The sequence below is a fragment of the Mesorhizobium sp. BR1-1-16 genome (assembly GCF_020165495.1).
Taxonomy (GTDB): Bacteria; Pseudomonadota; Alphaproteobacteria; order Rhizobiales; family Kaistiaceae; genus Kaistia.
This window is the reverse complement of sequence record NZ_JAIUIE010000003.1, coordinates 108,064-134,558: the sequence shown is the minus strand read 5'-3', so window position 1 is coordinate 134,558 and position 26,495 is coordinate 108,064. Positions and strand designations below refer to the sequence as shown.

Below are 26,495 nucleotides of genomic sequence, written 5' to 3'. Positions count from 1 at the left end.
CCGTTCATCCAATCCGCGACTTCAGACGGCCGATGACGCCGCGCACTGTCTCGCCATCGGCGCGGGCCGCGAAGGAAAGGCTCATGCGATGCTGCAGCACGGGTTCGGCGAGCGCCAGCACATCGTCGATGGACGGTGCATAGCGGCCGTCGATCAGCGCACGGGCGCGCACGGCGAGCATCAGCGCCTGGCTGGCACGCGGCCCAGGACCCCAGGCGATGGAATCGGCCAGCTTCTTGTCGGCCGTGGCGCCAGGGCGGGCCGAGCGAACGAGATCGAGGATCGCCTCGACGACGCTGGTCCCGACCGGCAGGCGGCGGACGAGCTGCTGGATGTCGCGCAGACCTTCGGCGGTCATGACGCGTGTCGCCACGGCGTCACTGGTTCCGGTCGTCTCGAACAGCATGCGCCGCTCGGCCTCGATATCGGGATAGAGAACGTCGATCTGCAGCAGGAAGCGATCGAGCTGCGCCTCGGGGAGCGGATAGGTGCCCTCCTGCTCGAGCGGGTTCTGCGTCGCGAGAACATGAAACGGCGTCGGCAGATCGTAGCGCTGGCCGGCGATGGTGACGTGATATTCCTGCATCGCCTGCAGCAAAGCGGACTGCGTGCGCGGGCTGGCGCGGTTGATCTCGTCGGCCATCAGGAGCTGGGCGAAAACCGGCCCCTTAAGGAAGCGGAAGGCGCGGCGACCCTCGGCGTCCTGGTCCATCACTTCGGAGCCGAGAATGTCGGATGGCATCAGGTCCGGCGTGAACTGGACGCGGCGCTCGTCGAGGCCGAGCACGATTCCGAGCGTTTCAACGAGCTTGGTCTTGGCGAGACCTGGCACGCCGACAAGAAGGCCGTGGCCGCCCGAGAGCAGCGTGACCATCACGCGCTCGACGACCTGCTCCTGGCCATAGATCATCTGGCCGATCGCGGCGCGGGCCGCCTTGATGGTGGCAACCGCCGCATCCGCCTCGGCGACGATGGCTGCAGGATCGGGGTCGGCGAGGTGTGTCTGATTGAACGCGCTCATGTCGGCCCATATAGTTTCTGTTGTCGCTGCGGCGAGCGTCAAGCGCGAAGCACCGCAGACGCATCTTCGCAGATCGGTTCGCCGGCGCCAGCGCCGGCGCGTGGGAAATGCCGGATCATGGCAGGGTCAAAGCAAGGCGAAACCAAGGCCATGACGGAAGGAAGCCACGGACAGACGGCAATGGACCGTCTCGAGACCCTCCTGACGGACTTCCGTCCGGCCCCGGTCGAGCACTGGAATCCGGCGCTTTGCGGCACGATCGACATAAGGATCGATCGCCATGGCGACTGGTATCACGAGGGCGGGCGAATCGAGCGGGCCGCGCTGGTGCGCCTCTTCGCCACGGTTCTCAGACGCGAGGCGGATGGGAGCCATGTTCTGGTGACGCCTCATGAAAAGCTCACCATCACAGTTGAGGATGCCCCGTTCCTGGCGACCGATCTCGTCGAGGTTAAAACATGCGATCCGCCGGAGCTGGTCTTCGTGACCAATGTCGGCGAGGCGGTGAGGCTCGATCGTGACCATCCGCTGCGGATTCCCGGCGGCGGGCCGGACGCACCCTTCGTGCCCTATGTGACTGTTCGCTCGGGTCTTGAAGCCAGGCTGACGCGTTCCGTCGCCGCCGAGCTCGCCGACCTCGCCATCACGCGCGAGGGCCGGCTCGGCGTGATGTCATCAGGTCAATTCTTCGTCATCGACGAGGCCGGGACGGCTCAGAGCGCATGACCGTCGTGGTGGAAGATGATCGTTTCCGGCCCGACCGCGTATTTTCGCGAGTGCAGCGGCTGCTGATTCCGATCTCCGGCAGCGGCGTTGCGGAGCGCGTCCTCAATCCCGAATTCCATCCGCCGCATGGCTTCCGCCCCAAGGCGGCGGCGGTGCTGATCCCGATCGTGGCGCGTGAAACGCCGACCGTGTTGATGACGCAGCGGACGACGCGCCTGCGCAAGCATGCCGGCCAGATCTCGTTTCCCGGCGGGCAGATCGATCCTGACGACGCCGGGGTGGCAGAGGCGGCGATGCGCGAGGCCGAGGAGGAGGTGGGGCTCGATCCAAGGCTCGTCGAGCCTCTCGGCCTTCTCGATCCCTATATCGCGCCGACCGGCTACCACATCACGCCCGTGGTCGCCCGCGTCGACCCGGCTTTGCAGCTGAGATTGAACCCCGATGAGGTCGAGGCGGCGTTCGAAGTGCCGCTCGCTTTCCTGATGACGCCCGAGAATCATCGCCGCGGCAGCCGCGAGTGGGATGGCGCGCGTCATTTCTTCTACGAGATGCCCTATGACGAACACTATATCTGGGGCATCACCGCCGGGATCATCCGCGGGCTCTATGAGCGAGTGTTCGCCTGACCATGCTGCGTTTCCTCGGCTTCACGATTCTCTGCTTCCTGCTGCCCTTCCTCGCTTATGGGCTGTGGCGCTTCGTACGCCATGGCGCGGCGCCCGGCAGCGAGACCTGGCCGAATATCGTCCTGCTGCGCCTTGCCGGCGTCGGAGCCTTGGCCATGCTGGTCGCGATCGCTGTGCTGGTTTCGTTTTCCGGCGGTGATGCCGGCCGGGTCTATCATCCCGCCCGGATCGAGAACGGACGCCTCATCCCCGGCAATTTCGAGTAACTGACCCCGAATGACCACGACCTCCCTCGCCGGCGCTTCGTTCCTGTCTGATCCGCTTGTTGTCGACGTTCTGCGCCTTCTCTCTGCCGATGGCGGCGAGGCGCGCGTCATAGGCGGCGCGGTGCGCAACGAACTGATGGGCCAGCCGGTCACCGGCGATATCGACATCGCCACCACTTTGGAGCCCGACGAGGTTCTCGCCCGTGCGGCCGCCGCCGGAATGCAGTCGGCGCCAACCGGCATCGAGCACGGCACGGTCACACTGATCGGCCGCCACCGCGTCGTCGAGGTGACGACGCTGCGCGAGGATATCGAGACCGACGGTCGCCATGCCGTGGTGCGCTTCGGGACTGACTGGGCGGCGGATGCGGCCCGGCGTGATTTCACCATCAACGCTCTCTCGGTCGATGCCGCGGGCCATCTCTACGATACCGTCGGCGGTCTGACCGACATCGCCGCGCGGCGGGTGCGCTTCATCGGCGCCGCCGACCAGCGCATCGCGGAGGACCGGCTGCGCGTGCTGCGCTTCTTCCGCTTCCACGCTTCATATGGTTCCGGCGCGCCGGATGCCGAAGGCCTGTCGGCCGCGATCCGTGCGCGTCACGATCTCGGCGGGCTTTCCGCAGAACGCGTCGGGCAGGAAATGCGCAAGCTGGTGATGGCGGTCGGCGCCGCACCGACGCTGCGCGCCATGCAGGAAGGCGGCATCCTGCCGCTGGTTGCGGCCGGCGTCGGCGATCTCGGCAGCTTCGAGCGGCTCGTGGCTGATGCCGCCGCGCCCGATGACGCGAGCCTCCGCTTCGCGGTGCTGCTCGTTCGCGTGCAGGAGGACGTCGACCGGACCGTCCGTCGCTTCCGCCTTTCCAATCGCGAGCGCGACCGGATGACCGATGTGCTCGCCGCGGCGGAGCAACTGGTGCATGGCACGATTATCGGCGATCGCGTCGCCGTCTATAGGCGTGGACGCGAGGCTGTGCTTGGCGGGCTGACCCTCTTGGCCGCGCGCAACAGGCTGCCCGCCGCCGAGATCGCTGCGCGGCGTGACGCCGTCACGGCATTCACGCCGCCGGTCTTTCCGCTCGGCGGCCGCGATGTTGTCGATCTCGGTGTCGGTCGCGGGCCGGCGGTTGGGGTCATCCTTCGTGATCTCGAGCGCTGGTGGCTGGCCGAGGATTTCCGCCCGGACGAGACTGCGCTGCGGCGGCGCCTGCAATCGATGATCGCGGCGCAGCAGTAGCGCCTTTCGGTCGGCCGACGCTGCGCCGTGATGCAAGCCTGCCGACGACAGCGTCCGGGCTGCGGCGGAGCGAGCCCATCGGGGTCTGGCTTCGGGCACAAAAAAACGCCGCGGCTCGTTCCTTTCGGAGGAGCCGCGGCGCTTTGCTGGAAAGCCGGCGAGTCAGCCTTAATGGGCGACCTTCGACCAGATCTTCTTCTTCGTGTAGTAGAGCAGCCCGGCGAAGACGACCAGGAAGATGATGACCTGGAAGCCGGCGCGCTTGCGGGCATCGAGATGCGGTTCGGCTGCCCACATCAGGAACGCCGCGACATCGCGCGAATACTGGTCGACCGTCTGGGGAGAGCCGTCGCTGTAGGTCACCTGGCCGTCCGAAAGCGGCGGCGGCATCGCGATCGCGGGTCCGCTGATGAAATGCGGGTTGTAGTGCAGGCCAGGCGGGATCTGCAGGCCAGCCGGCGGCTCCTTGTAGCCGGTCAGCAGGCTGTGGATGTAGTCCGGGCCGCCTTCCTCATACTGCGTGAACAGGTCGAGGACGAACCAGGGGAAACCGCGCTCGACGGCGCGGGCCTTGGCCATCAACGACAGGTCCGGCGGGGCCTTGCCATTGTTGGCGGCGGCCGCAGCCTGCGGATTGGGGAAGGGGGAGGGGAAGCGATCGGACAGCCGGCCCGGCCGCTCGAACATGTCGCCCGCATCGTTCGGACCATCCTGAACCTGATAGCTCGCAGCGACGGTGCGTGCCTGCGCTTCGGTGAAGCTCGGGCCGCCCGGCTGCGCCAGGTTGCGGAATGAGAGCAGGTGCATCGAGTGGCACGCCGAGCAGACTTCCTTGTAGACCTGATAGCCGCGCTGCACTTGAGCCGTATCGTAGCTGCCGAAGAGGCCGGCGAACGACCAAGGCTCCAGCGTCGGCTTCAGGATGGGGAAATGCGTCGGCTGCGCGCTCTCGCCACCTTCCTCGGCTGCGATGGCCGCGCCGGCGCCGAGCGCCGACACTGCGAGCATCACGCTGATGCCGAGACCGGCGAGCTTCGTGGACAAGGTTTTCATCGTCATCGATCCGTTTCCTGTCCCACGCTCACTTGGTCTGCGGCGCGGAGGGCGCGCCAGCCGTAACGGCCGCACCGCCATGACCGAGAACCGATTCCGTGATCGAGACCGGCAGCGGCTTCGGCTTCTCGAAGAGGCCAAGCAGCGGCAGGATGATCAGGAAATGGGCGAAGTAATAGACCGTCAGAATACGGCCGGCGATCAGGTAGCCGCCTTCCGGAGGCATCGCGCCGATATAGCCGAGGCCAACGGCAGCCACTGCCCAGATCCAGAAGAACTGGCGGTAGAGCGGACGGAAATTGGCCGAGCGAACCTTCGAGGTATCGAGCCACGGAACCACGAACAGGACGGCAATGGCGCCGAACATCGCGATGACGCCCGCAAGCTTGTCCGGGATCGAGCGCAGGATCGCGTAGAACGGCAGGAAGTACCATTCCGGAACGATATGCGCCGGCGTCACGAGCGGGTTCGCCTCGATATAGTTGTCGGCGTGGCCCATGTAGTTCGGCAGATAGAAGACGAAATAGCTGTAAAAGATCAGGAAGACGACGAGGCCAAGCGCATCCTTCACCGTGAAATACGGGTGGAAGGGCAGCGTATCCTGCTTGTCTTTGACCGAGACGCCGGTCGGGTTGTTCGAGCCCGGGATGTGCAGCGCCCAGATATGCAGCACCACGACGCCGGCGATCATGAACGGCAGCAGGTAATGCAGCGAGAAGAAGCGGTTGAGCGTCGGATTATCAACCGAGAAGCCGCCCCAGAGCCAGGTCACGATCGAGCCGCCGACCAGCGGAATGGCGCCGAAGAGGTTGGTGATCACGGTGGCGCCCCAGAAGGACATCTGTCCCCAGGGAAGCACATAGCCCATGAAGCCGGTCGCCATCATCAAGAGGAAGATGATCATGCCGAGGATCCAGAGAACCTCGCGCGGCGACTTGTAGGAGCCGTAATAAAGTCCGCGGAAGATATGGATATAGACCGCGATGAAGAACATCGACGCGCCGTTGGCGTGCAGATAGCGCAGCATCCAGCCGCCGTTGACGTCACGCATGATGCCTTCAACCGAATTGAAGGCCAGCGTGACATGGGCGGTGTAATGCATCGCCAGCACGACGCCAGTCGCGATCTGGGCGACCAGCATGAAGGCAAGGATGCCGCCGAAAGTCCAGAAGTAGTTCAGATTGCGCGGGTTCGGGAACACGATGAAGGACGAGTGCACCAGCCCGAGGATGGGCAGGCGCGCCTCGAGCCACTTCAAGGCGGGGTGCTGCGGCTGATAGGTCGAAGGTCCGGACATGGTTGCGTGGTGCTCCCGTCAGCCGATCTTGATCTTGGTGTCGGTCATGAATGAATAGACCGGAATGGCCATGTTTTCGGGTGCCGGTCCTTTGCGGATGCGTCCCGCGGTGTCGTAGACCGAGCCATGGCAGGGGCAGAACCAGCCATTGTACTCACCTTCCTGGCCGAGCGGAATGCAGCCGAGATGGGTGCAGACATTGACCATCACGAACCAGTTTTCCTTGCCTGTCGCGGCGCGATTGGCGTCGGTCGCGGGGGCATCGTCGGGCAGGTTGGCGTTGCGGGCAACCGGATCCTTGAGGTCGGAAAGCTGTGCCGCCTTGGCATCGGCGATTTCCTTGGCCGTGCGGTTGCGCACGACGACCGGCTTGCCGCGCCACTTCACCGTGACCGACTCGCCTTCCTTCAGGGAGGAGATGTCGACTTCGGATGAGGCGAGCGCGAGCGCGGACGCATCCGGGTTCATCTGGTTGATGAACGGCCAGACGGTCGCCGCAAGTCCGACCGCGCCGACTGCGCCGGTCGCGATGTAAAGAAAGTCGCGTCGGGTCGGCTCTGCCGCAGCGCTGTGTGCCAAGATAAATCCCCTCTCGATCCCTAAGGCCGCAGCCCGTTCCCCTTCGCCTTGCGGCGCCAGGCATGGGCCGCACGCGCAGCCGAACAGACACGGCCGGGGCGCGGTCAGCACGCCCATGACACGTGAAGCTGTTTAGCCATCGCCGGCCTTCAATGTCCAGAGACGGCAGCGGCGATGCGCACATTGTCGCGGCAGCAATGCGGCCGTCATGGCGCATTCAGGGCCGCGACATGGTCAGCCGCGTGCCAGCGTTGCGAAACGGGACAAGGATCGCGCGAAGCCGGCGAGTTCGTCATCGCTCCAGTCGGCGACATGGCCAAGCAACAGCGCGCGCTTCTGGCGCTGCGTCGAGGCAATGATGTCGCGGCCGGCCGGCGTGAGTTTCAGGACGCTGCGCCGCCCATCGTCCTGCGAGGCGAGGCGCTCGACCATGCCGGCGCGAACGCATTCGGCGACGAGGCGGCTCGCCTGTGACGGGTCAACATCGAGACGCGCGGCCACAGTACCGATTGCAACCCCCGCGGGTTCAGTCACGTCGGATTCGGCGATGATGTCGACAACTTCAACGACGGCCGGTTCGATTGCGAGGCCGAGTTCGTCGAGGACGCGCCTGCCGAGCGAACGGCGCGCCATCGAGCGGCGCAGCCTGCCGAGCGCGGCGTCGATCTCGGCGACTGCTGCGATGCGAGTTGCCTCGGGCGTCTCGTCGTCGGGGTCGGGGCGTTCGGGCGCGGTCATCATCTCGATCTAGCACGAAGCGAGCGACCTGCCATCGGTTGACGAATAGATGCGTTACTCATATAAATGCATGAGGCATGCATATCAGATGCGTGGCCACTTCTTCCCATGCAGGAGTTTCGTGATGTCTGAACTATCCCCGTCTCCGGTCTACCGAATCGCAAGTCTCGCTGTTCCCGAGGCTGCGCGTGACGCGTTCGTCGAACGCGCAGCCATCGTGAAAAGGCTCGTGCAGCAGCAGCCGGGCCTCATCGCGCAACATGCCTATGAGCAGCAGAGCGGGCCGGGCCGCTTCAACTATGTCACCATCGCGACCTGGGCCGACCAGACGGCTCTCGATGCCGCCGATCTTGCAATCGCCGCCGCTGCAGCCGCTGATGGCGTCGATCGGGCGGCGTTCACCGCTGCCCACGGCATCGTGGCCGAGATCGGGACATTCGGGCCGGCAGTGATCTGAAGGGTGGCTCGCCGCTCGGGGCGGCGAGCCGTTCTTGTTCAGGCTGCGTCGAGGAAGCCGCCCGACTGACGGTGCCAGAGGCTGGCATAGAGGCCACCCTGACGCAGCAGTTCGTCATGGCGCCCGGTCTCGACGATCGCGCCCTTGTCGAGCACGATGAGGCGATCCATCGCCGCGATGGTCGACAGGCGGTGGGCGATCGCGATCACCGTCTTGCCGGCCATCAGGCGGAAGAAGCTCTCCTGGATCGCCGCCTCCACCTCCGAATCGAGCGCAGACGTCGCCTCGTCGAGGATCAGGATCGGCGCGTCCTTGAGCAGGACGCGGGCAATCGCGATCCGCTGGCGCTGGCCGCCGGAGAGCTTGACGCCGCGCTCACCGACATGCGCGTCGAGCCCGGTCCGGCCGTGCGGATCGGAAAGCTCGGCGATGAAGTCGAGCGCATGCGCCTGGCGCGCCGCCTCAATGATCGCCGCCTCGGTCGCATCCGGCTGCCCGTAGCGGATATTGTCGCGAACGGAGCGGTGCAGCAGCGAGGTGTCCTGCGTCACGAGCCCGATCCGGCGCCGCAGGCTGTCCTGCGTCACCGCGCCGACATCAGCGCCGTCGATGCGGATCGCGCCGCTCTCCACGTCGTAGAAGCGCAGCAGCAGGTTCACCAACGTCGACTTGCCCGCGCCGGAGCGGCCGACAAGGCCGACCTTCTCGCCGGGCGCGATCGTCATCGTGAGATCCTCGATGATCCCGCCCGCCTTGCCGTAGTGGAAGTGGACGTTCTCGAAGCGGATCTCGCCCTTGTCGACCTTGAGGTCCGGCGCACCAGGCGTGTCGAGCAGCGTGTAGGGCCGGGCGATCGTCTCGAGACCCTCCTGCACCGTGCCCATCTGCTCGAAGATCGCGATCGAGACCCACATGATCCAGCCGGACATGTTGGTGATGCGGATCGCGAGGCCCGAGGCGACTGCGATGGCGCCGAGCGTGATGCCGTCCCAAGACCAGAGCCAGATCGCCAGCGCGCCCGTGGCGACGACCAGAAAGCCGTTGAGGCAGGAGACCGTGGCGTTCATCGCCGTGATCAGACGCGTTTCGTTGCGGAAATGCGTCGTGTGGTCGACCAGCGCCTCGCGGGCATAATCATCCTCACGATCGGGATGGGCGAACAGCTTCACCGTCTGGACATTGGTGTAGCTGTCGACGATGCGCCCGGTCACGATCGACCGCATCTCCGACATGATGGTCGCGCGGTCGCGGATGCGCGGCACAAACCAGGCGAGCGTCGCGACATAAGCGAGGATCCACAGCGCCAGCGGCATGGCGAGCCGCCAGTCGGTATCCCAGAAGATCACCAGCGCCGAGCCGGCGAAGATCGTGACGAACCAGAGCGCGTCGATCACCTGCGTCACCGATTCGCGCAGCGCCGGCCCCGTCTGGACGATCTTGGAGGCGATACGGCCCGCGAAATCGTTGGCGAAGAAGGTCACGGACTGCCGCATCACATAGTGGTGCGTCTGCCAGCGGATGAGGTTGGTGAAGGACGGCGCGATCGCCTGCTGGTTCAGGAGGTCGTGTGCGATCTGCGCGAGCGGACGCGCCACCAGGATGACGATGGCCATCCAGATGAATGTCGTGCCGTAATCCGCCAGCACCTGCTGCGGCGAGGTCGCCTTCAAGAGATCGACGATCGAGCCGATATAGCGCAGCATCGCGATCTCGATCAGCGAGACGATGAGGCCGATCGCCATCAATGTGAGCAGGTACGGCCACATCTGCCGGCAGTAGCGCCAGTAGAAGGCGAGCAGCGTCGGCGGCGGCATGGAATCGTCATGCGGCCGGAACGGATCGATGAGCGTTTCGAATTTGCGGAACATGATGGCGTCCGGGAAAGGCGCGGCCAGAACGGGCGAACGGCCGAAGAAGCGACAACGGGAGATGCCTCGATGCGGCGCGTCGAGCGCCGGCTCGAGCCGGTCCTGGCGATGGGGAGACGCAGCGATCCGCCGCCGGGCCTCAGAAGAGGCACCAGCCGGCCGGGTCATATGGTCGTCTTGGTCAGAGGGTCAGGTTGCGACCTTGGCTCGAACACATCGCGGACCGGATGATCGAAAAGATATTATCCATCCAGCCCTCCTGGTTCGCGTTCGCTGCGCGCTGATGTCGCGCGCTTCCTGACGCGGCGGAGTTTCCGCTCGGCGTCGTCGCTGTGCAAGATGTCGCAGGTGAATTGGTTGTGCTGTTGCGCTTTGGCGACAGTCACGGGTGCATCCGGCCGAACGGAGGGCGAGGCGCGCATGGCGAGCGACGGCGGCACTGCCGAGATCGACTACGAGATCTACATAGCGGCGGCGCCGGAGCGCATCTGGGCGGCGCTGACGGATGCTTCCGTCTCGCGGCTCTGGTTCTTCGGTCGGCGAATCGAAAGCGACTGGGGCGCCGGCTCGGCGCTTTGCTACCGCATGCCGAATGGCGGAATCGAGGCGAGCGGCCGGATCACCGAAATCGATGCGCCAAGGCTCGTCCGCTTCAACCTCTCGCCGGTGCGGGAGGGACCGGATGCGATGTCATCCGCCGTATCGTTCGAGATCACGGATTGCGGCGGCATGTGCCGGCTCGCGTTCAGCGAGGTCCATGCCGCGCCGGTGTCAGGGCGCCGGATTGTGGCGGCGCGCCGTGTGTGGCCTGTCATCCTCTCCGGCCTCAAGACGCTGCTCGAGACCGGTCGTCAGGCCGAGATCGATATCGCCCGTCTGTTCGACGACGAGGCGTGAGCGACAGCCTCGCTGCGATCTCAGGTTTGCTCGGGCGTCGGCGGCGTCGCGACGACATGGCCAGAGGTATGGAGCGCGAGCTTCGCCTCGAGTTCCGCAATGCGGGCGGCGAGCGCTTCGTTTTCGGTCCGCGCCTTCTGAGCCATCTCGCGGACGACGTCGAATTCCTCGCGCTTCACGAAGTCCATCTCCGAGAAGAAGCGTTCGGCCTGATGGCGGACCACGGTTTCGGCTTCGCGCTTGACGCCTTGCGCGACGCCGGCGGCGTCGGTCATCAGCTTGGCGAATTCGTCGAACAGTCGGTTCGAGCCCTGGTCCATGGCAACCCTCCGGCGGTGTTTCTGTGACCTTTACTATGGGCAGGGCGCCACCGGCTCACAAGAGCCGGAAGCGTCGCGGGGGCGGTGACCAAGCTGGCAGGAAACGCCGCCTCCTGACCGGCACGCTCTTGACCGGCAAGCGCGGTTCGGCGCACCAATGCCGCGCCCCGCTTCCCAAGGATGCCGATGCTCAACGTCCTGCCGTTTCCGGCCATCGATCCGGTGCTGATCGAGATCGGCCCTTTCGCAATCCGCTGGTATGCGCTCGCCTATATCGTCGGCATTCTGTTTGGCTGGTGGTACGCCAAACGTCTCGTGTCGCAGCCGCGCCTTTGGGGCGCGTCCGGTGCGCCGATCCGGCCGGTCGATCTTGATGATTTCGTGATGTGGGCAACGATCGGCGTCATTGTTGGCGGGCGTCTCGGCTATGTGCTGTTCTATAATTTCGACGCCTTCCTCGCCGCGCCGCTGACGATCTTCGAAGTCTGGCATGGCGGCATGTCATTCCACGGCGGCTTCCTCGGAACCGTCATCGCGATGGTGCTGTTTGCCCACCGGCGCGCCATCCCGTTCCTCTCGCTGATCGATGTCATCGCGCCGAGTGCCACCATCGGTCTTTGCCTCGGCCGCATCGCCAATTTCATCAATGGCGAGCTGTGGGGTCGGCCGAGTGACATGCCGTGGGCGATGGTGTTTCCCAATGCCGACGGCCAGCCGCGCCATCCGAGCCAGCTCTATGAGGCGGCGCTCGAAGGCATCGTGCTGTTCCTGGTCCTCCGCCTTCTGACGCATCGGCAATTGCGCCTCCAGCAGCCGGGCTATGTCGCGGCCGTTTTTGCGATCGGCTACGGCCTCGCGCGCATCATCTCCGAGTTCTTCCGCGAGCCGGACATCCAGATCGGCTATTTCTCGGGCGGGCTCACGATGGGCATGCTGCTGTCGCTGCCCATGGTGCTCGCGGGCATAGGACTGCTGATCTATGTCCGCCGCCGTGATGCCAGGACGGCCTGAGACCGCGCTCGTGACGCTCGAACAGCGCCTCATCGCCCGCATCCTGGCGACGGGACCGATCACCATCGCCGACTATATGGCGGCGTGCCTCGGCGATCCCGAGCATGGCTATTACATGCGGCGCGATCCGTTCGGTGCGTCCGGCGATTTCATCACCGCGCCAGAGATCAGCCAGATGTTCGGCGAATTGATCGGGCTGTGGGCGGTCGAGACCTGGCGGCGCATGGGCGAGCCACGGGCCTTCGTCCTCGCCGAGCTCGGGCCCGGCCGTGGCACGCTCATGGCCGATGCCCTTCGGGCTGCGCGGCTTTCGCCGGATTTCCTGGCTGCGGCGCGGATCGCGCTGGTCGAGACCAGCCCGCATCTCATGGCGATGCAGCGTGCTCGGCTGGCAGGGCACGATATCACCTTCGCCGCGCGCGCCGAGGACCTGCCGGATGGCCCGGCGATCGTCATCGCCAACGAGTTTTTTGACGCGCTGCCGATCCGGCAATTCGTACGCGTTGCCGACGGCTATGCCGAACGCATGGTCGGCGTCGTCGATGGCAGGCTGGCCTTCGGTCTGCGACCGGATGCGGTGATCGAAGGGGTGATGGGCGATCCGCCGGAGGGTGCCGTCGTCGAGATTGCTGGACCGGCTGCCGCCGTGATGGCGACCCTCGCCGAACGCATCGCGGCCCTCGGAGGCGCGGTCCTCGCCATCGATTATGGCCATGACGGCGGTTTCGGCGACACGCTGCAGGCGATGCGCCGCCATGCTTTCGTCGCATCGCTCGACGAACCTGGATCGGCGGACCTGACAGCGCATGTCGATTTCGCAGCGCTGGCCGCGACCGCGCGCGCAGCGGGTGCGACGGCGTTTCCGCTGATGACGCAGGGGGATTTTCTCATCCGCCTCGGCCTCGTCGAGCGGGCCGGGCGCCTCGGGGCCGGCAAGGACGCCGCCGCGCAGCAAGTGATCCGCGCCGCTGCCGAGCGGCTGGCCGGGCCGGACGCGATGGGGACGCTGTTCAAGGTGCTGGTCGTCGCCCGCAACGGCCTCGTGCCGCCGCCATTCTAGACGAGGGAGAAGCCTCCGATGAAGATCACAGCCGAAGCGCTCGACCTGCCAGGCATTCGTCACGGCTTCTATACCAGGCAGGGCGGCGCTTCGGATGGCATCTATGCCAGCCTCAATTGCGGCGTCGGCTCGGAAGACGACCGCGACCGCGTGCTTGAGAACCGCGCCCGTGTCGCGCGCGACCTCGGCGTCGCGGCCGACCGGCTGGCAACGCCGTTCCAGGTGCATAGTCCCGACGTCGCGACGGTCGATGCCGTCTGGGAGACCGGGGCAGGGCCGAAGGCGGACGCAGTCGTCACGGCCCGGCCGGGCATCGCGATCGGCATCGGCACAGCCGACTGCGGCCCGTTGCTGTTCGCCGATCCTCGCGCGCGGGTGATCGGCGCGGCCCATGCCGGCTGGCGCGGCGCCTTCACGGGCGTGATCGAGGCAACGCTCGGCGCGATGGAGGCGCTGGGCGCCGAACGCGGGCGAATCACGGTCGTGCTCGGCCCGACCATCTCTGCCGCGGCCTATGAAGTCGGCCCGGAATTCATCGCCCGCTTCCTTGATGCCGATGCCGCAAATGCCCGTTTCTTCTCGCCTTCCGAAAATGCGGGGCATCACTATTTCGACCTGCCGGCCTATATCGGCGCGCGTGCCATCGGCGCAGGTGTCGGCTGTTTCCAGGATCTCGCGCTCTGCACCTATGCGGATCCCGCACGCTTCTATTCCTATCGTCGCATGACGCATCAGGGCGAGGCGGACTACGGCCGCCTGCTTCACGCGATTGCACTCGACGATGATGAAACGTGATGCCCGAACTTGCTTGAGGCTGAGCGATGCAGGGGTGGCGTTCTGGACCCACCCCCGTTTTGTCGCTAGACAGGGCCCAAGGGGCTCCGGACTTGCGCCGGTGGGACGATCACTATGAATGAGAAGGGAAATTGGCCGGTTTGGGCCCTTGTCGCCATGACGGCGGCGACGGCTCTGTCGGCCTGTGGCGGCGGTGACGGCATCACTGGCGCTGCCCAATCCATGGCAACGGCGATCACGCCGACAGCCGTGGCTCCGCCCGCTGTGCCGCTTTCTCAGGCGAAGATCGCCTTCGCGCCTGTGACGGGCGCGCCGGCAACCGTCCTCACCAATATTTCGGCGCAGCTCGGCAAGGAGGCGTTCACCCAGCAGGTGACTCTGGTCCCCTCGAACGATCCCGCTGCGACCTACATCATCAAGGGTTATCTCTCTGCGGTGGGCGATGCTTCGGGCACGATCCTCGTCTTTGTCTGGGACGTTTTCGATCGCAGCGGCCAGCGGGTTCATCGCATTTCCGGCCAGTCGATGGCGCCTGGCGCGACGCGCGATCCCTGGTCTGGCGTCGATGCGGGGACCACGGCAGATGTGGCGCGCCAAACGATCAACGCGCTGGTCGATTGGGGCAGGGGCGCGCCGCCGGTGAGCGCGGTGTCCGCCGCTGCACCGGTGACGACGGCGCCGTCTATCGATGCCATTCCCTCGACGAACCTGCCGCCCGCGACAATGCCTGAGACCTCACCGTTGACGCTGCCGGCCGGATCTGGCTGAGCTTGATCCGAAGCCGGCGGAATCGCGTTTGCAGTGCGGCAACCGAGTTGCTACAACGCCGCCGCGCCATAGAACGATCCCAAACCGGATCGCCAAGCCCATCTGCACCAAGGATGAACGGGGACCCGAGACCTTGAAGCTGGTTGCCGGAAACTCCAACAGGGTGCTCGCCGAGGCGATCGCCGCCTATCTCGAAATCCCCCTCGCCAAATGCCTCGTGCGGCGATTTGCGGATCAGGAGATCTTCGTCGAGATCCAGGAAAACGTGCGCGGCGAGGATGTGTTCGTCATCCAGTCGACGAGCTTTCCTGCCAACGACCATCTCATGGAACTGCTGATCATCATCGATGCGCTGCGCCGCTCCTCCGCGCGCCGCATCACGGCCGTGTTGCCCTATTTCGGCTATGCGCGGCAGGATCGGAAAGCGGGTCCGCGCACGCCGATCTCGGCCAAGCTGGTGGCGAATCTCATCACTCATGCCGGCGCCGACCGCGTGTTGACGCTTGATCTGCATGCAGGCCAGATCCAGGGCTTCTTCGATATCCCCACCGACAACCTCTTTTCCGTGCCGGTGATCACCCGCGACATCAAGGAGCATTACGAGCTTCGGAACGTCATGGTGGTCTCGCCGGATGTCGGCGGCGTCGTGCGTGCCCGCGCGCTGGCCAAGCGCATCGACGCGCCGCTCGCCATCGTCGACAAGCGCCGCGAACGACCGGGCGAATCGGAGGTGATGAACATCATCGGCAATGTCGAGGGACGCGATTGCATCCTGTTCGACGACATCGTCGATTCGGGCGGGACGCTGTGCAATGCGGCCGAGGCGCTGGTCGCCAAGGGCGCGAAGTCCGTCGTCGCCTATATCACCCATGGCGTGCTGTCTGGCGGCGCTGTGGCGCGCATCGCCGGCTCCATGCTCAAGGAACTGGTGATCACCGACTCGATCCAGCCGACAGAGGCGGTCCAGAGCGCAGCCAACATCCGCGTCACCTCGATCTCGACGCTGATCGGTGAGGCCATCAACCGCACGGCCAGCGAGAAATCGGTCTCGAGTCTCTTCATCTGACACGAGTTCGGAGGAACCGCCGCGATCGGCCCGGCGTCCCGCCGACTGCGGTCGCAGCTTTGCCGCCTTCGCCTTGTTCTCGCGCCCCGCCTCGTCTATAAGCACCGCGGCTGCGCCGACACCCCTGGAGGCACCGCGGCCGTTTTTCGTTTTTAAAGGAGAATTCCGATGAGCACTTCCTACGAGCTCACGGCCTCCGTGCGCAACCGCGTGGGCAAGGGGGCCGCCCGGGCGTCGCGTCGCGAAGGCAAGATCCCGGCTGTCATCTATGGTGACAAGCAGTCCCCCCTCGCGATCGAACTGTCGCACAAGGACGTGTTCCTGAAGCTGCATGCTGGCGGCTTCCTCACGACCGTTGCCACGATCAACGTCGATGGCGACAAGATCCGCGTCATTCCGCGCGACTTCGCGCTCGACCCGGTCACCGACCAGCCGATCCATGTCGATTTCCTGCGCATCACCGCTGGCGCCACGATCCACGTCCAGATCCCTGTCCAGGTGATCAACGAGGACAAGGCTCCCGGCCTCAAGGCAGGCGGCGTGCTCAATATCGTCACGCATGAAATCGACCTCAATTGCCCTGCCGATGCGATCCCTGATCATATCGTTGTCGATCTCACCGGTCTCAATATCGGCGACTCCGTGCATCTGTCGTCGATCACCCTGCCGGAAGGCGTCAAGCCGACCTCTGCCGAGGACGCGACGCTTGCAACGATCGCTCCGCCGGCTGCGCTGACGACTGAAGAGCAGGCTGAGGATGCGGCGGCTGCGGCCGCCAAGGCCTAAGGCGCAATCCCGGTTCAGAGCGGGGAGGGCGTCATGCTCCTCATCGTCGGCCTCGGCAATCCCGGCGGCCAATATGCTTTGAACCGGCACAATATCGGCTTCATGGCGGCGGATGCGATCCACCGCCGCCATGGCTTCTCTCCCTGGCGCGCGCGCTTCCAGGCACAGGTTGCCGAAGGTGTGCTGCAAGGGCGCAAGGTGCTGCTGATGAAACCGCAGACCTTCATGAACGAGAGCGGCCGCGCCGTCGCCGAGGCGACACGCTTCCACAAGATTCCCAATGCCGACGTCATCGTGCTTCACGACGAACTGGATCTGCCGCCCGGCAAGATTCGGATGAAGCAGGGCGGCGGGCATGGGGGGCATAACGGCCTCCGCTCGATCACGGCCCATCTCGGCGACGACTACCGGCGGCTGCGCCTCGGCATCGGCCATCCCGGCGCCAAGGAACTCGTGCATGGCTATGTGCTGCATGATTTCGCGCGCGCCGATGGCGCATGGGTCAACCCGCTGCTCGATGCGATTGCGGAGAATGTCGGCCTGCTCGCCGATGGCAAGGACAACACCTTCGCCAACCGCCTCCACCGCGCGGCCGAGCTCGAAAAGCCCGTCGCGAAGCCGGTCGCTCCGGCCGCCGCAGCCCCAGGGCCCACCAAGGCGCCCGTCGCTGACAATCCGCTTGCCGCCGGGCTGAAGAAGCTGTTCGGCAAGGGCGAATAGCCGTTCTTGCACCAAAGCGATCGTTTCTGGCCCGGGTTGATCACGACTTCGGCGCGGCGCGGCGAATGGCGGGTTGCCGATCGGGGCTGCCGGGGGCTATGGAGCAGCGGAACATCGGCTTGGCAGGCGCGGCGCTGATCGGCGCGCGGTCCTCTGCCTCATCGTCTTCAATGAACTGAAAGAGCATCATGGGCTTCAAATGCGGGATCGTCGGCCTGCCGAATGTCGGCAAGTCGACCTTGTTCAATGCGCTGACCAAGACGGCGGCGGCGCAGGCGGCGAATTATCCGTTCTGCACCATCGAGCCGAACACCGGCGAGGTGGCGGTGCCTGATCCGCGTCTCGACGAGCTCTGCCGCATCGGCAAGTCGCAGCAGATCGTGCCGACGCGGCTGACCTTCGTCGATATCGCCGGCCTGGTGCGCGGCGCGTCGAAGGGGGAGGGCCTCGGCAACCAGTTCCTCGCCAATATCCGCGAGGTGGACGCGATCGCCCATGTGCTCAGATGCTTCGAGGACGGCGACATCACCCATGTCGAGAACCGGATCGATCCGGTCGCCGATGCCGAGACCGTCGAAACCGAACTGATGCTCGCCGATCTCGATAGTCTCGAGCGCCGCGTCGTGCCGCTGAAGAAGCGCGCTGGCACCGACAAGGAAGCCAAGCAGCAGGTCGAACTGATGGAGGGCGCGCTCGCGCTCCTGCGTGAGGGCGTGCCGGCCCGTCAGCTCAAGGTCTCGGCTGAGGATCGGGCCGCCTTCGACGCGCTCAACCTCCTGACGTCGAAGCCCGTGCTCTATGTCTGCAATGTCGAGGAGGCGTCCGCCGCCACCGGCAATGCCTTTTCGCAGAAGGTCGAGGTCATGGCCAAGGCGCAGGGCGCCGGCTGTGTCGTGATCTCGGCGGCGATCGAATCGGAGATCGCGCAGCTCGATCCGGCCGAGCAGAAGGAGTTTCTGGAGACGCTCGGGCTCGAGGAGCCTGGCCTCGATCGCCTGATCCGCGCCGGCTATGCGCTGCTCGGGCTCATCACCTATTTCACGGTCGGCCCGAAGGAAGCGCGCGCCTGGACGATCGTCGCCGGAACGCGGGCACCGCAGGCCGCAGCCGTGATTCACAGCGATTTCGAGCGTGGCTTCATCCGTGCCCAGACGATCGCCTATGACGACTATGTTCGCCTTGGCGGCGAAGCCGGCGCCAAGGAAGCCGGCCGGGCGCGCGATGAAGGCAAGGAATATGTTGTCGCCGACGGCGACGTGCTGCTCTTCCGCTTCAATACCTGACGCGATGCGGCGGCGACATCAGCCGCCGTCCTGATCCGGGCGCGGCGGCCGACGGCGTTTCAGCGGCGCCTGCCCGCCTTTGGCCGGCTGATGCCGCGCATTGCCGCGGTTCTTGCCGGCGGACTTCTGCGGCTGCTGCCCCTTCGGCTTGTCCCGCTCGCTCTCCGACTGCTTTGCCGCAGGAGCCCGCAAAGGGCTGACCTTCGGCGCGACGGTTCCCCCTTCGTCGAACGCGACCTTGGTCGGCGGCATGCTGATCGGGGCGGCGCCTTCGACCTCGCTGACGGCGTCGACGGCCTGTCCGTTGCGACGACGTGCCTTGTCCCTGGCGAGCCCGGGCGGCAGTTCGACAGGCTCGTCTGCCGGCTCCGGCACCGCGGAATGGCGTGTGCCGATAAAGGCGGGGAGCGCGGTGACATCGTCGCTCTCAGCGGGTGCGGCGACAGCAGGGCGACGCGGCTCGGGCAAAGCGGGGGTGATCTCGGCTGCCTGCGGACGTGTTTCGACCAACTGGCTTTCCAGTCCCTCGGCGAGGCTCGAGCGCATTGCTTCGCTGCTGGACGGCTCGGAGAGGCGCTTCAGCGCGTGCTCGATCGCCGGGTCGGGTCGTCCGCCCGGGCGCCTGATCTCGCGCTGCGGGGCCTTCGGCTCGCTGCGGTCCGGCAGCACGATGGTCGGCGGCGTCCGACGCTCGGTTGTGCGACTTTCCGCCGATGTTTCACGAACACGAACGGGCGGTTCGACCGGCTCGATCTCAACGACAGGCTTCGCGTCGCTGACGCGGGATTCCGCGGGGCGGACATCCCAAGCCTTTGGTTCGACACGGCCCTGGTCAGGGGCGAACGGATCGCGCGCGCGGTCCTCCGGCTGCGCAGGATTGAGTTCGGCCGGACGGTGGTCGATCGCCGGCCGCTCGGTCGTCGGTTCGGAGCGCGCGGCGGGGCGCTCGCGGGTGTCAGCAGCGCGTCGGTCGAGCCGGGCGGTGTCGCTTTCGGACATCGCCGGCGGCTGGGGCGCCAAGCCGCCGCGCTCGGCGATGTCCATCAGGTTTTCATTGACGCGGAAAAGGATGACGATCGCCTCACAGGCGACGCGCGCGGCGATGATGGCGACCAGCGTCCCGATGATCGAGACTGCGATCAGAATCAGACCCGGCAGCGCATTCTCGTTGACCATGGCAAGGCCGGCCACGAGGCCCCAGATGCCAAACAGCACCGCGACCGCGGAGACAAGCCAGAAGAGCAATTCCATCGCGGATGGCGCGACGAAACGATCCCATTTGAAGACATCGAAGAAGGAATTCATACCGTCATCCCGGTAGGATCAGCATGCCACCCCTTCGCGAGCCTGAAGCTAAGGGAGACCATGGTCAAGGCGGCAAGGCACTGTGCCGCCGTCACATTTCCTTCAGAGCCGCCTCTTCCCAGGCCTTGAAGCCCGGATCGGCGAGCAGCGTCGCGACATAGGCTGAGGCAGGGTCCGAAAGCGTCGGTCCATAGGTTCTAAAACGGCTCGCAACCGGCGCAAACATCGCATCGGCGATGCTAAAGCGGCCGAAAAGATACGGTCCAGCTGCGCCGAATCGCGACCTGCAATCAGCGAAGATCGCATCGATGCGCTGAATATCGGTTGCGACACCCTCGGCGTCCAGTCCCTCGCCGGGACGTGCGGCGAAGAGATCCATCGGCATCGCCATGCGCATCGCTCGAAAGCCGGAATGCATCTCGGCGGAAACCGCGCGTGCGATGGCCCGCGCGGCCGCATCACGTGGCCAGAGATCGGGAAAGCTCTCGGCTAGATATTCGCAGATGGCGAGCGAATCCCAGATCGTCACCGGCTCGGCGGGGCGCTGGTCGACCAGCACCGGGACGAGGCCCGATGGACTGAAGGCTGTGATCGCCGCCTTGGAGGTCGCGCTGCGAAGTGGCGTCAAAATGGTTTTGAAATCGGCGCCTGTCGCGGCCAGCGCCATGAAGGGACGCAGCGACCAACTCGACCAGATGCGCGTACCGACATGCAGCGTGAAATCCGCCATGGCGCCGCTCCGTCAGTGGCCGTCGAAGGCGACAAGCGTGCGCACCGGAACATCGAGCGCGCGCAGCTTGTCGGCACCGCCAAGAGCCGGCAAGTCGACGATGAAGCAGGCGGCCTCGACCTTAACCCCGGCCTCGCGCAGCAGCTTGATCGCCGCTTCGGCCGTGCCCCCGGTGGCGATCAGATCGTCGACGAGGATGACGCGCTCGCCCTTCTCGACAGCGTCGACATGGATCTCGATCCGGTCCTGGCCATATTCGAGGGCATAGTCCATGCCGATCGTCTCAAAGGGCAGCTTGCCCTTCTTGCGGATCGGCACGAAGCCTGCCGAAAGCTGGTGTGCGACCGCGCCGCCGATGATGAAGCCGCGCGCCTCGATGCCGGCGACCTTGTCGATCTTGGCGCCGGCCCAGGGCTGGACCAGTTCGTCGATGGTGCGGCGGAAGGCGCGCGGATTGCCGAGCAGCGTTGTGATGTCGCGGAACATCACGCCCTTGGCCGGATAATCCGGGATGGTCCTGATGGCTGCGGCGTAGTCGAAGGGTTCGGAGGTCATGACGGCTTTCGCGGCCCTTTCGGGAATCGGGATGGCGCGGACGGAGCCGCGCATGTTGGCGCTAAGGCTTGCCCCAGCTTTTGCGCCGCGTCCAGTCGCGCGGTGCGCAATCCGGCATCAACGACGGAGAACGCGGCCAGCGGCGGCACCGAGCTTGGCCATCAGCCCCGGCTCGTGCGCGAAAGGTGCGTGAGGATCGCATTGGCCGGGCGCGGCCCGAGGGGGACTGCCTTACGATGGCGCTCACGGCCATTTCACCAGCGGCGGCATCGAGGAGAGGATCGAATCGACATTGCCGCCGGTGCGGAGGCCGAAGATCGTGCCGCGATCATAGAGCAGGTTGAATTCGACATAGCGGCCCCGGCGGATCAGCTGTTCGTCGCGGTCGGGCTCGGTCCATGGCGTGCTGAAATTGGCGCGGACGAGCCGGTCGTAGATGGCGAGGAAACTGGTGCCGACATCCTGCGTGAAGGCGAAATCGGCCTCCCAGTCACCGGAGTTCAGCCCGTCATAGAAGATGCCGCCAATCCCGCGCGGCTCGTTGCGGTGCTTCAGGAAGAAGTAGGTATCGCACCACTCCTTGTAGCGGGCGTAATCCGCCACGGAATGGCGGCCACAGGCATCCTGCATTGCCGCGTGGAAGGCGATCGTATCGGGATCATCCTGCGTCCGGCGGCGATCCAGCACCGGCGTCAGGTCGGCGCCGCCGCCGAACCATTGCCTGGAAGTCACCACCATGCGCGTGTTCATGTGGACGGTCGGCACGTTGGGATTGGCCATATGGGCGATGAGCGAGATGCCACCAGCCCAGAAGCGCGGATCCTCGCTGGCGCCCGGAATATCCTTGGCGAATTCCGGCGCGAAGCTGCCATGCACGGCCGAGACGTGGACGCCGATCTTCTCGAAGAGCCGCCCCTTCATCAGCGCCATGGTGCCGCCGCCGCCATCGGCGCCGGTGTGGTCGGTGCGCTTCCAGGGCGTCTTCACGAAGCGGCCGGCGGGGCCGGAATAGAGGGTGGGCGAGGCATCGTCCTCGAGCGCCTCGAAGGCGACGATGATGCGCGCCTGCAGCGTCGCGAACCACCCGCTGGCGCGTTGCTTCTTCTCGTCGAGATGCTCGGGCAGGGTGGTGTGTTCAGGCGCGGTCATGGGGAGCATCCTTGTCGCTTGAATCGTCGGCAGCGGGTCCGCCTGTCTGGCGCAATGCCTCGCCTGTGACCATCGCGACCGTCATGGCGAGGTTGAGCGAGCGCAGTCCCGGCTGCATGGGGACGGTGAGGCGGTGGTCAGCCATGGCATGGACGTCGTCGGGGACGCCGGCACTTTCACGGCCAAACAGCAGGAAATCCCCGGGGTGGTAATGGAAATTGAGATAGGACTGCTCGGCCTTGGTCGTCAGCAGGATGATGCGGCCGCCGGCCGGGCGACGGAATTCTTCGAAAGCTGCGAAGGAAAGGTGGCGGGAGAGGGCTGCGCGCTCCAGATAATCCATGCCGGCCCGCTTCATGCCGCGATCGGACAGGTCGAAGCCGGCCGGCTCGATGAGATCGACGCCGAGCCCGAGACAGGCCGCGAAGCGCAGGATGGCGCCCGTGTTGTGCGGGATGTCGGGCTGGTAGAGAACGATGCGGGGCATGGGGACGGAAACGCGCTCTGCTTGCGTTGAAGGGATGCCGGAAGCGGCGCGTAAAGGTCAACAATGCTTCGCTATTTCGAACGACTGATCGATCCTTTTTCGGCCGAGACGAGCAGCCCGCCGAACGGGCTGATCGCGTTCTATCGCTATTTTCTGCAGCCCGTCTGGCCCTATGTGCTGGCCCTGCTTCTCGCCGGGCTTGGCGCCTCGCTCGCCGAGGTCGCGATCTATTCCTATGTCGGCCAACTCGTCGACATGATGACGCGGGGCACGCCGGCGACCTTCCTCGCCGAGCATGGCCATCAACTCGCGCTGATGGCGCTGGTGGTCCTGGTGCTGCGGCCGCTTGTCAATGCGATCCAGTCGATCATCTCCAACCAGACGCTGCCGCCAGCGCTCACTGCGCGCATCCGCTGGCTCAACCATCTGCACGTTCTCGGTCAATCCTACACCTTCTTCCAGAACGATTTCTCGGGCCGCATCGTCACGAAGATCGTGCAGACGGGGTCGGCGATGACGCAGAGCGTCACGCAGGTGATCGATGCGCTCTGGGTCGTCGCCGTCTTTGTCACCAGCACATTCTTCATTTTCGCCAGTGCCGATCCGCTGATGGCGGCGCCGCTCGCAATCTGGGTCGTCGCTTTAGCGGTGCTCGCCGCTACCTTCGTGCCCCGCGTCCGGCGCCGGGCGGCGGCGGCGTCCGAGGCGCGCTCTCTGCTCACCGGCAAGCTCGCCGATATCTATGGCAACATCCAGACGGTGAAGCTGTTTGCGCGGGACGGCCGCGAGGAGGAGACGGCGCGCGGCGCCATCGCCGAGCAGACCGGACGCATGCTCGACCAGAATCGTCTGCTGACGACATTGTCGATCCTGCTGCAGATCTCGAACGCGCTGCTGGTTGGGGCAACTGGCGCGGCTGCCGTCTGGCTGTGGACGCGCGGGGCGATCAGCCCGGGCGAGACGGCGGTTGCCCTCGGCCTTGTGATGCGGCTCAGCGTCATTTCCGGCCGCGTGATGATGACGCTCACCGGCCTCTTCGACAATGTCGGCACGGTTGAGGACGGCATGCGCACGATTGCGCGCCCGCATGGCCTCATCGACCAGCCCGAGGCGCCGGACCTCGTCGTGCGGCGGGGCGAGATCGTCTTCGATCATGTCAGTTTCGCCTATGGCGGCACGACGCCGGTTCTGCGCGGTGTCGACCTCACCGTACATCCGGGCGAGCGCATCGGCATCGTCGGCCGTTCCGGGGCCGGCAAGACGACCCTCGTAAGCCTGCTGCTCCGCCTCTACGACCTCGAGGAGGGGTCGATCCGCATCGACGGCCAGGACATCGCCACGGTCACGCAGGCCTCATTGCGCGCGGCCATTGGCGTCGTCACGCAGGACACCGCGCTGCTCAACCGTTCGATCCGCGACAACATCCGCTACGGACGTCCGGATGCCGATGAAACCGAAGTCCGGATTGCGGCCGAGCGGGCCTCTGCCGATGGGTTCATTGCCGGGCTTGCCGATCCCAGAGGCCGCAAAGGCTATGAGGCGCATGTCGGCGAGCGGGGCGTCAAGCTCTCCGGCGGCCAGCGTCAGCGCATCGCGATTGCCCGCGTGTTGTTGAAAGATGCCCCGATCCTCGTGCTTGACGAGGCGACCTCAGCGCTCGATTCGGAGATCGAGGCGGTGATCCAGGAGCAACTGGAAGGCCTGATGGCAGGCAAGACCGTCATGGCGATCGCGCACCGCCTGTCGACCATCGCGGCGATGGACCGGCTTGTGGTGATGGATGACGGCCGTATCGTCGAGACTGGGACGCACAAGGAATTGCTGGCCCGCGAGGGGCTGTATGCCCAGCTCTGGGCCCGCCAGTCCGGCGGCTTCATCGGCGACAGGGCGCCGCATGAGATCGCGGCGGCCTGATCGGCGATGGCTGGATGTCATGGCCGGAAAGACCGGCCATGACATGTCTCGTCAAACGCCTCAGGCGTTGGCGGCGACTTTCGTGGCCGCAGGGGTCACCGCGGCGGTGTAGTCGGCCATCAGCATTTCGCTCATCTTGCCCGGCGTGAAGTGATATTCGCCGATCTCCGAGACAGGCGTGACCTCAGCCGCCGAACCGCACAGCCAGCATTCACTGAAGGTCGGCAGTTCTTCCGGACGGATACGGCGCTCGATCACCTCGATCCCGCGCGCCTTGGCCAGCCCGATGACGGTCTGGCGCGTGATGCCATTCAGGAAGCGGTCGGCGAGCGGGGTGTGGATGACGCCGTCCTTGACGAAGAAGATGTTGGCGCCGGTGGCTTCGGCGACATTGCCTTCCCAGTCGAGCATGAGCGCGTCGGCATAGCCGCGGCGCTCCGCATCATGCTTGGAGATCGTGCAGATCATGTAGAGGCCGGCCGCCTTGGCCATCGACGGAGCGGTCTGCGGATCGGGGCGGCGGTACTTGGCGAAGGCGAGGCGGATGCCCTTCAGCCGCTCGGCGGGGCTGAAATAGGACGGCCATTCCCAGGCGGCGATGGCGACGTTGATCTTGTTGTGCTGTGCGGAGACGCCCATCATCTCGCTGCCGCGCCATGCGATCGGGCGCAGATAGCCATCGGTCAGGCCGTTCTTTGCGAGCGTCGCGTTGCAGGCCTCGTCGATCTCCTCCATCGTGTAGGGGATCTCGAAATCGAGGATTTCGGCCGAGCGGAACAGCCGCTCGGTATGCTCGTGCAGCTTGAAGATCGTGCCGCCATAAGCGCGTTCGCCCTCGAACACGGAGCTTGCGTAGTGCAGCCCGTGGGTGAGGACATGGACCTTGGCGTCCTTCCACGGGACGAAGGAGCCATTGAACCAGATCCATCCATCTTTCTGGTCGAAGGCAGGCGCGCTCATTGTCGTTGCTCCCGGTTCGGGCCATCGGGGCCCGCTTGGCAATCGGCCGGCGTCGAAGGGCGCCGGTCCGGCCTTTAGTCTGGCCGCAAGGCCCTGCGGCGGAAGGGGCCGCGCGAGGGCGGCGGATTTTGCGCAGCGCGGAAACTATCGGTAATGTGCCGGTCGAAGCGCTGTCACAGCAACTTTGCGTGACGCGGGACGGCTGGCGCGGTCGAAGATTTCGTCGCGGCGGCCATTCTCGTAACAATCGAACCGAAATATGTCAATATGGCTGACGTAAATATTGCGGCTCATTCGGAAGGGGCAGCGGAAGAGGTGACCACCGCGGATGGAAGCAAGGGCCCGGTGACCGCACCGGTGACGATTGCGGACAAGCCTGAGGTCGTTCTGATCGAATTGCTGTTTTATGCCTATCGCGATTTCGTGTCGGATCCGGATGCGGTCCTGGTGCGCTATGATTTCGGGCGCGCGCATCATCGCGTGCTGCATTTCGTCGATCGCCATCCGGGCATGCGCGTCGCCGATCTGCTCGATATCCTGAAGATCACCAAGCAGAGCCTTGGCCGCGTCTTGAAGGAACTGATCGACACCGGCTTCATCGAACAGGTCCCGGGTCCGGTCGACCGGCGTCAGCGGCTGCTCTATCCCACCGAGAAGGGCAGGGCGCTCTCGGCGCGGCTGACGGAGCCGCAGGCGCGCCGCATCGGCGCCGCATTGGCGGCGCTCGATCCCGCCGGGCGCGTCGCGGCCGAGCGTTTCCTGCGCCTGATGATCGACGCCGACGAACGGGATAAGGTATCCCGGCTGATCAGCCGCTAGCT

29 protein-coding genes are annotated in these 26,495 nt (G+C 65.6%); 16 read left to right on the top strand and 13 right to left on the bottom strand.

The window, feature by feature from the left end; genetic code table 11:
* Nucleotides 1–4 precede the first annotated feature (4 nt).
* On the bottom strand, nt 5–1,021 hold the full coding sequence (locus LB518_RS09150) for an AAA family ATPase (RefSeq protein WP_224576299.1): 1,017 nt from the start codon (nt 1,019–1,021) through the stop codon (nt 5–7).
* A 180-nt stretch (nt 1,022–1,201) separates the two neighbouring features.
* On the opposite strand from LB518_RS09150, the gene LB518_RS09145 reads away from it, so the two are divergent.
* From LB518_RS09145 to LB518_RS09130, 4 genes are read left to right on the top strand one after another with little or no spacing between them, the layout of a single operon-like run.
* Entirely contained in the window at nt 1,202–1,747 is a 546-nt protein-coding gene (locus tag LB518_RS09145) for a DUF1285 domain-containing protein (protein ID WP_224576297.1), read from the top strand.
* Nucleotides 1,744–2,373, top strand: a complete 630-nt coding sequence (locus LB518_RS09140; RefSeq protein WP_224576295.1) for a CoA pyrophosphatase — start codon at nt 1,744–1,746, stop codon at nt 2,371–2,373. Before LB518_RS09145 ends, LB518_RS09140 begins: the two co-directional genes overlap by 4 nt.
* Before the next feature lie 2 nt (nt 2,374–2,375).
* A complete protein-coding gene (locus LB518_RS09135) occupies nt 2,376–2,639 on the top strand; it encodes a DUF6111 family protein (RefSeq protein ID WP_224576293.1) in 264 nt (87 codons plus the stop codon).
* Between the two features lie 10 nt (nt 2,640–2,649).
* Nucleotides 2,650–3,876 carry a CCA tRNA nucleotidyltransferase gene (locus LB518_RS09130; protein WP_224576290.1) on the top strand — a complete coding sequence of 409 codons (1,227 nt, stop codon included), beginning with the start codon at nt 2,650–2,652 and terminating at the stop codon, nt 3,874–3,876.
* Nucleotides 3,877–4,044: 168 nt separating this feature from the next.
* Here LB518_RS09130 and LB518_RS09125 read toward each other — a convergent pair whose 3' ends face one another.
* The 4 genes from LB518_RS09125 to LB518_RS09110 all read right to left on the bottom strand — a co-directional run bounded on the left by LB518_RS09125 (nt 4,045) and on the right by LB518_RS09110 (nt 7,543).
* The gene (locus tag LB518_RS09125; protein ID WP_224577105.1) at nt 4,045–4,929 is read right to left on the bottom strand and encodes a cytochrome c1; all 885 of its coding nucleotides are present in this window, start codon (nt 4,927–4,929) and stop codon (nt 4,045–4,047) included.
* Between the two features lie 28 nt (nt 4,930–4,957).
* On the bottom strand, nt 4,958–6,226 hold the full coding sequence (locus tag LB518_RS09120) for a cytochrome b (protein ID WP_224576288.1): 1,269 nt from the start codon (nt 6,224–6,226) through the stop codon (nt 4,958–4,960).
* Nucleotides 6,227–6,244: 18 nt separating this feature from the next.
* Nucleotides 6,245–6,805: a ubiquinol-cytochrome c reductase iron-sulfur subunit gene (gene petA / locus LB518_RS09115; RefSeq protein WP_224576287.1), complete on the bottom strand. Its 561-nt coding sequence runs from the start codon at nt 6,803–6,805 to the stop codon at nt 6,245–6,247.
* A 234-nt stretch (nt 6,806–7,039) separates the two neighbouring features.
* Nucleotides 7,040–7,543 carry a MarR family winged helix-turn-helix transcriptional regulator gene (locus tag LB518_RS09110; protein ID WP_224576284.1) on the bottom strand — a complete coding sequence of 168 codons (504 nt, stop codon included), beginning with the start codon at nt 7,541–7,543 and terminating at the stop codon, nt 7,040–7,042.
* Nucleotides 7,544–7,667: 124 nt separating this feature from the next.
* Here LB518_RS09110 and LB518_RS09105 point away from each other — a divergent pair, with 124 nt between their 5' ends.
* Nucleotides 7,668–8,000: an antibiotic biosynthesis monooxygenase family protein gene (locus LB518_RS09105; RefSeq protein ID WP_224576281.1), complete on the top strand. Its 333-nt coding sequence runs from the start codon at nt 7,668–7,670 to the stop codon at nt 7,998–8,000.
* A gap of 38 nt (nt 8,001–8,038) precedes the next feature.
* Here the strand turns inward: LB518_RS09105 and LB518_RS09100 are convergent, their stop codons facing one another.
* Entirely contained in the window at nt 8,039–9,868 is a 1,830-nt protein-coding gene (locus LB518_RS09100) for an ABC transporter ATP-binding protein (protein ID WP_224576279.1), read from the bottom strand.
* A gap of 420 nt (nt 9,869–10,288) precedes the next feature.
* Between LB518_RS09100 and LB518_RS09095 the strand changes: the two genes are divergently transcribed.
* Nucleotides 10,289–10,765, top strand: coding sequence for an SRPBCC domain-containing protein (locus tag LB518_RS09095; RefSeq protein WP_224576277.1), 477 nt, complete (start codon nt 10,289–10,291; stop codon nt 10,763–10,765).
* 20 nt (nt 10,766–10,785) lie between these two features.
* On the opposite strand, the gene LB518_RS09090 is transcribed toward LB518_RS09095, so the two are convergent.
* Entirely contained in the window at nt 10,786–11,085 is a 300-nt protein-coding gene (locus tag LB518_RS09090) for an accessory factor UbiK family protein (RefSeq protein ID WP_224576267.1), read from the bottom strand.
* Between the two features lie 186 nt (nt 11,086–11,271).
* Between LB518_RS09090 and lgt the strand changes: the two genes are divergently transcribed.
* From lgt to ychF, 8 genes are all read left to right on the top strand, one after another.
* The gene (lgt, locus tag LB518_RS09085) at nt 11,272–12,096 is read left to right on the top strand and encodes a prolipoprotein diacylglyceryl transferase (protein WP_224576265.1); all 825 of its coding nucleotides are present in this window, start codon (nt 11,272–11,274) and stop codon (nt 12,094–12,096) included.
* Nucleotides 12,065–13,156 carry a class I SAM-dependent methyltransferase gene (locus tag LB518_RS09080; protein WP_224576263.1) on the top strand — a complete coding sequence of 364 codons (1,092 nt, stop codon included), beginning with the start codon at nt 12,065–12,067 and terminating at the stop codon, nt 13,154–13,156. The genes lgt and LB518_RS09080 overlap by 32 nt, the downstream gene beginning before the upstream one ends.
* Before the next feature lie 18 nt (nt 13,157–13,174).
* Nucleotides 13,175–13,951, top strand: coding sequence for a peptidoglycan editing factor PgeF (gene pgeF / locus LB518_RS09075; protein WP_224576261.1), 777 nt, complete (start codon nt 13,175–13,177; stop codon nt 13,949–13,951).
* Nucleotides 13,952–14,065: 114 nt separating this feature from the next.
* Nucleotides 14,066–14,719 carry a hypothetical protein gene (locus LB518_RS09070; protein ID WP_224576259.1) on the top strand — a complete coding sequence of 218 codons (654 nt, stop codon included), beginning with the start codon at nt 14,066–14,068 and terminating at the stop codon, nt 14,717–14,719.
* A gap of 133 nt (nt 14,720–14,852) precedes the next feature.
* Entirely contained in the window at nt 14,853–15,785 is a 933-nt protein-coding gene (locus tag LB518_RS09065) for a ribose-phosphate pyrophosphokinase (RefSeq protein WP_224576258.1), read from the top strand.
* A 168-nt stretch (nt 15,786–15,953) separates the two neighbouring features.
* Nucleotides 15,954–16,571 carry a 50S ribosomal protein L25/general stress protein Ctc gene (locus tag LB518_RS09060; RefSeq protein ID WP_224576256.1) on the top strand — a complete coding sequence of 206 codons (618 nt, stop codon included), beginning with the start codon at nt 15,954–15,956 and terminating at the stop codon, nt 16,569–16,571.
* A gap of 33 nt (nt 16,572–16,604) precedes the next feature.
* On the top strand, nt 16,605–17,291 hold the full coding sequence (pth, locus tag LB518_RS09055) for an aminoacyl-tRNA hydrolase (protein WP_224576254.1): 687 nt from the start codon (nt 16,605–16,607) through the stop codon (nt 17,289–17,291).
* Between the two features lie 188 nt (nt 17,292–17,479).
* Nucleotides 17,480–18,574, top strand: a complete 1,095-nt coding sequence (gene ychF, locus LB518_RS09050) for a redox-regulated ATPase YchF (RefSeq protein ID WP_224576241.1) — start codon at nt 17,480–17,482, stop codon at nt 18,572–18,574.
* Nucleotides 18,575–18,592: 18 nt separating this feature from the next.
* On the opposite strand, the gene LB518_RS09045 is transcribed toward ychF, so the two are convergent.
* From LB518_RS09045 to LB518_RS09025, 5 genes are all read right to left on the bottom strand, one after another.
* Nucleotides 18,593–19,879, bottom strand: a complete 1,287-nt coding sequence (locus LB518_RS09045; protein WP_224576231.1) for a DUF4282 domain-containing protein — start codon at nt 19,877–19,879, stop codon at nt 18,593–18,595.
* A 91-nt stretch (nt 19,880–19,970) separates the two neighbouring features.
* The gene (locus tag LB518_RS09040) at nt 19,971–20,609 is read right to left on the bottom strand and encodes a glutathione S-transferase family protein (RefSeq protein WP_224576229.1); all 639 of its coding nucleotides are present in this window, start codon (nt 20,607–20,609) and stop codon (nt 19,971–19,973) included.
* 12 nt (nt 20,610–20,621) lie between these two features.
* Nucleotides 20,622–21,164 carry an adenine phosphoribosyltransferase gene (locus tag LB518_RS09035; RefSeq protein WP_224576228.1) on the bottom strand — a complete coding sequence of 181 codons (543 nt, stop codon included), beginning with the start codon at nt 21,162–21,164 and terminating at the stop codon, nt 20,622–20,624.
* Between the two features lie 243 nt (nt 21,165–21,407).
* Complete coding sequence (gene hemF, locus LB518_RS09030) at nt 21,408–22,313, bottom strand: oxygen-dependent coproporphyrinogen oxidase (protein ID WP_502845809.1); 906 nt, start codon at nt 22,311–22,313, stop codon at nt 21,408–21,410.
* On the bottom strand, nt 22,300–22,800 hold the full coding sequence (locus LB518_RS09025) for a tRNA (cytidine(34)-2'-O)-methyltransferase (protein ID WP_224576223.1): 501 nt from the start codon (nt 22,798–22,800) through the stop codon (nt 22,300–22,302). The genes hemF and LB518_RS09025 overlap by 14 nt, the downstream gene beginning before the upstream one ends.
* 63 nt (nt 22,801–22,863) lie before the next feature.
* Between LB518_RS09025 and LB518_RS09020 the strand changes: the two genes are divergently transcribed.
* On the top strand, nt 22,864–24,714 hold the full coding sequence (locus LB518_RS09020; protein ID WP_224576221.1) for an ABC transporter ATP-binding protein: 1,851 nt from the start codon (nt 22,864–22,866) through the stop codon (nt 24,712–24,714).
* Nucleotides 24,715–24,774: 60 nt separating this feature from the next.
* On the opposite strand, the gene LB518_RS09015 is transcribed toward LB518_RS09020, so the two are convergent.
* Nucleotides 24,775–25,674, bottom strand: a complete 900-nt coding sequence (locus tag LB518_RS09015; RefSeq protein ID WP_224576218.1) for a branched-chain amino acid aminotransferase — start codon at nt 25,672–25,674, stop codon at nt 24,775–24,777.
* Nucleotides 25,675–25,941: 267 nt separating this feature from the next.
* On the opposite strand from LB518_RS09015, the gene LB518_RS09010 reads away from it, so the two are divergent.
* Nucleotides 25,942–26,493, top strand: a complete 552-nt coding sequence (locus LB518_RS09010; protein ID WP_224576216.1) for a MarR family winged helix-turn-helix transcriptional regulator — start codon at nt 25,942–25,944, stop codon at nt 26,491–26,493.
* Nucleotides 26,494–26,495 lie beyond the last annotated feature (2 nt).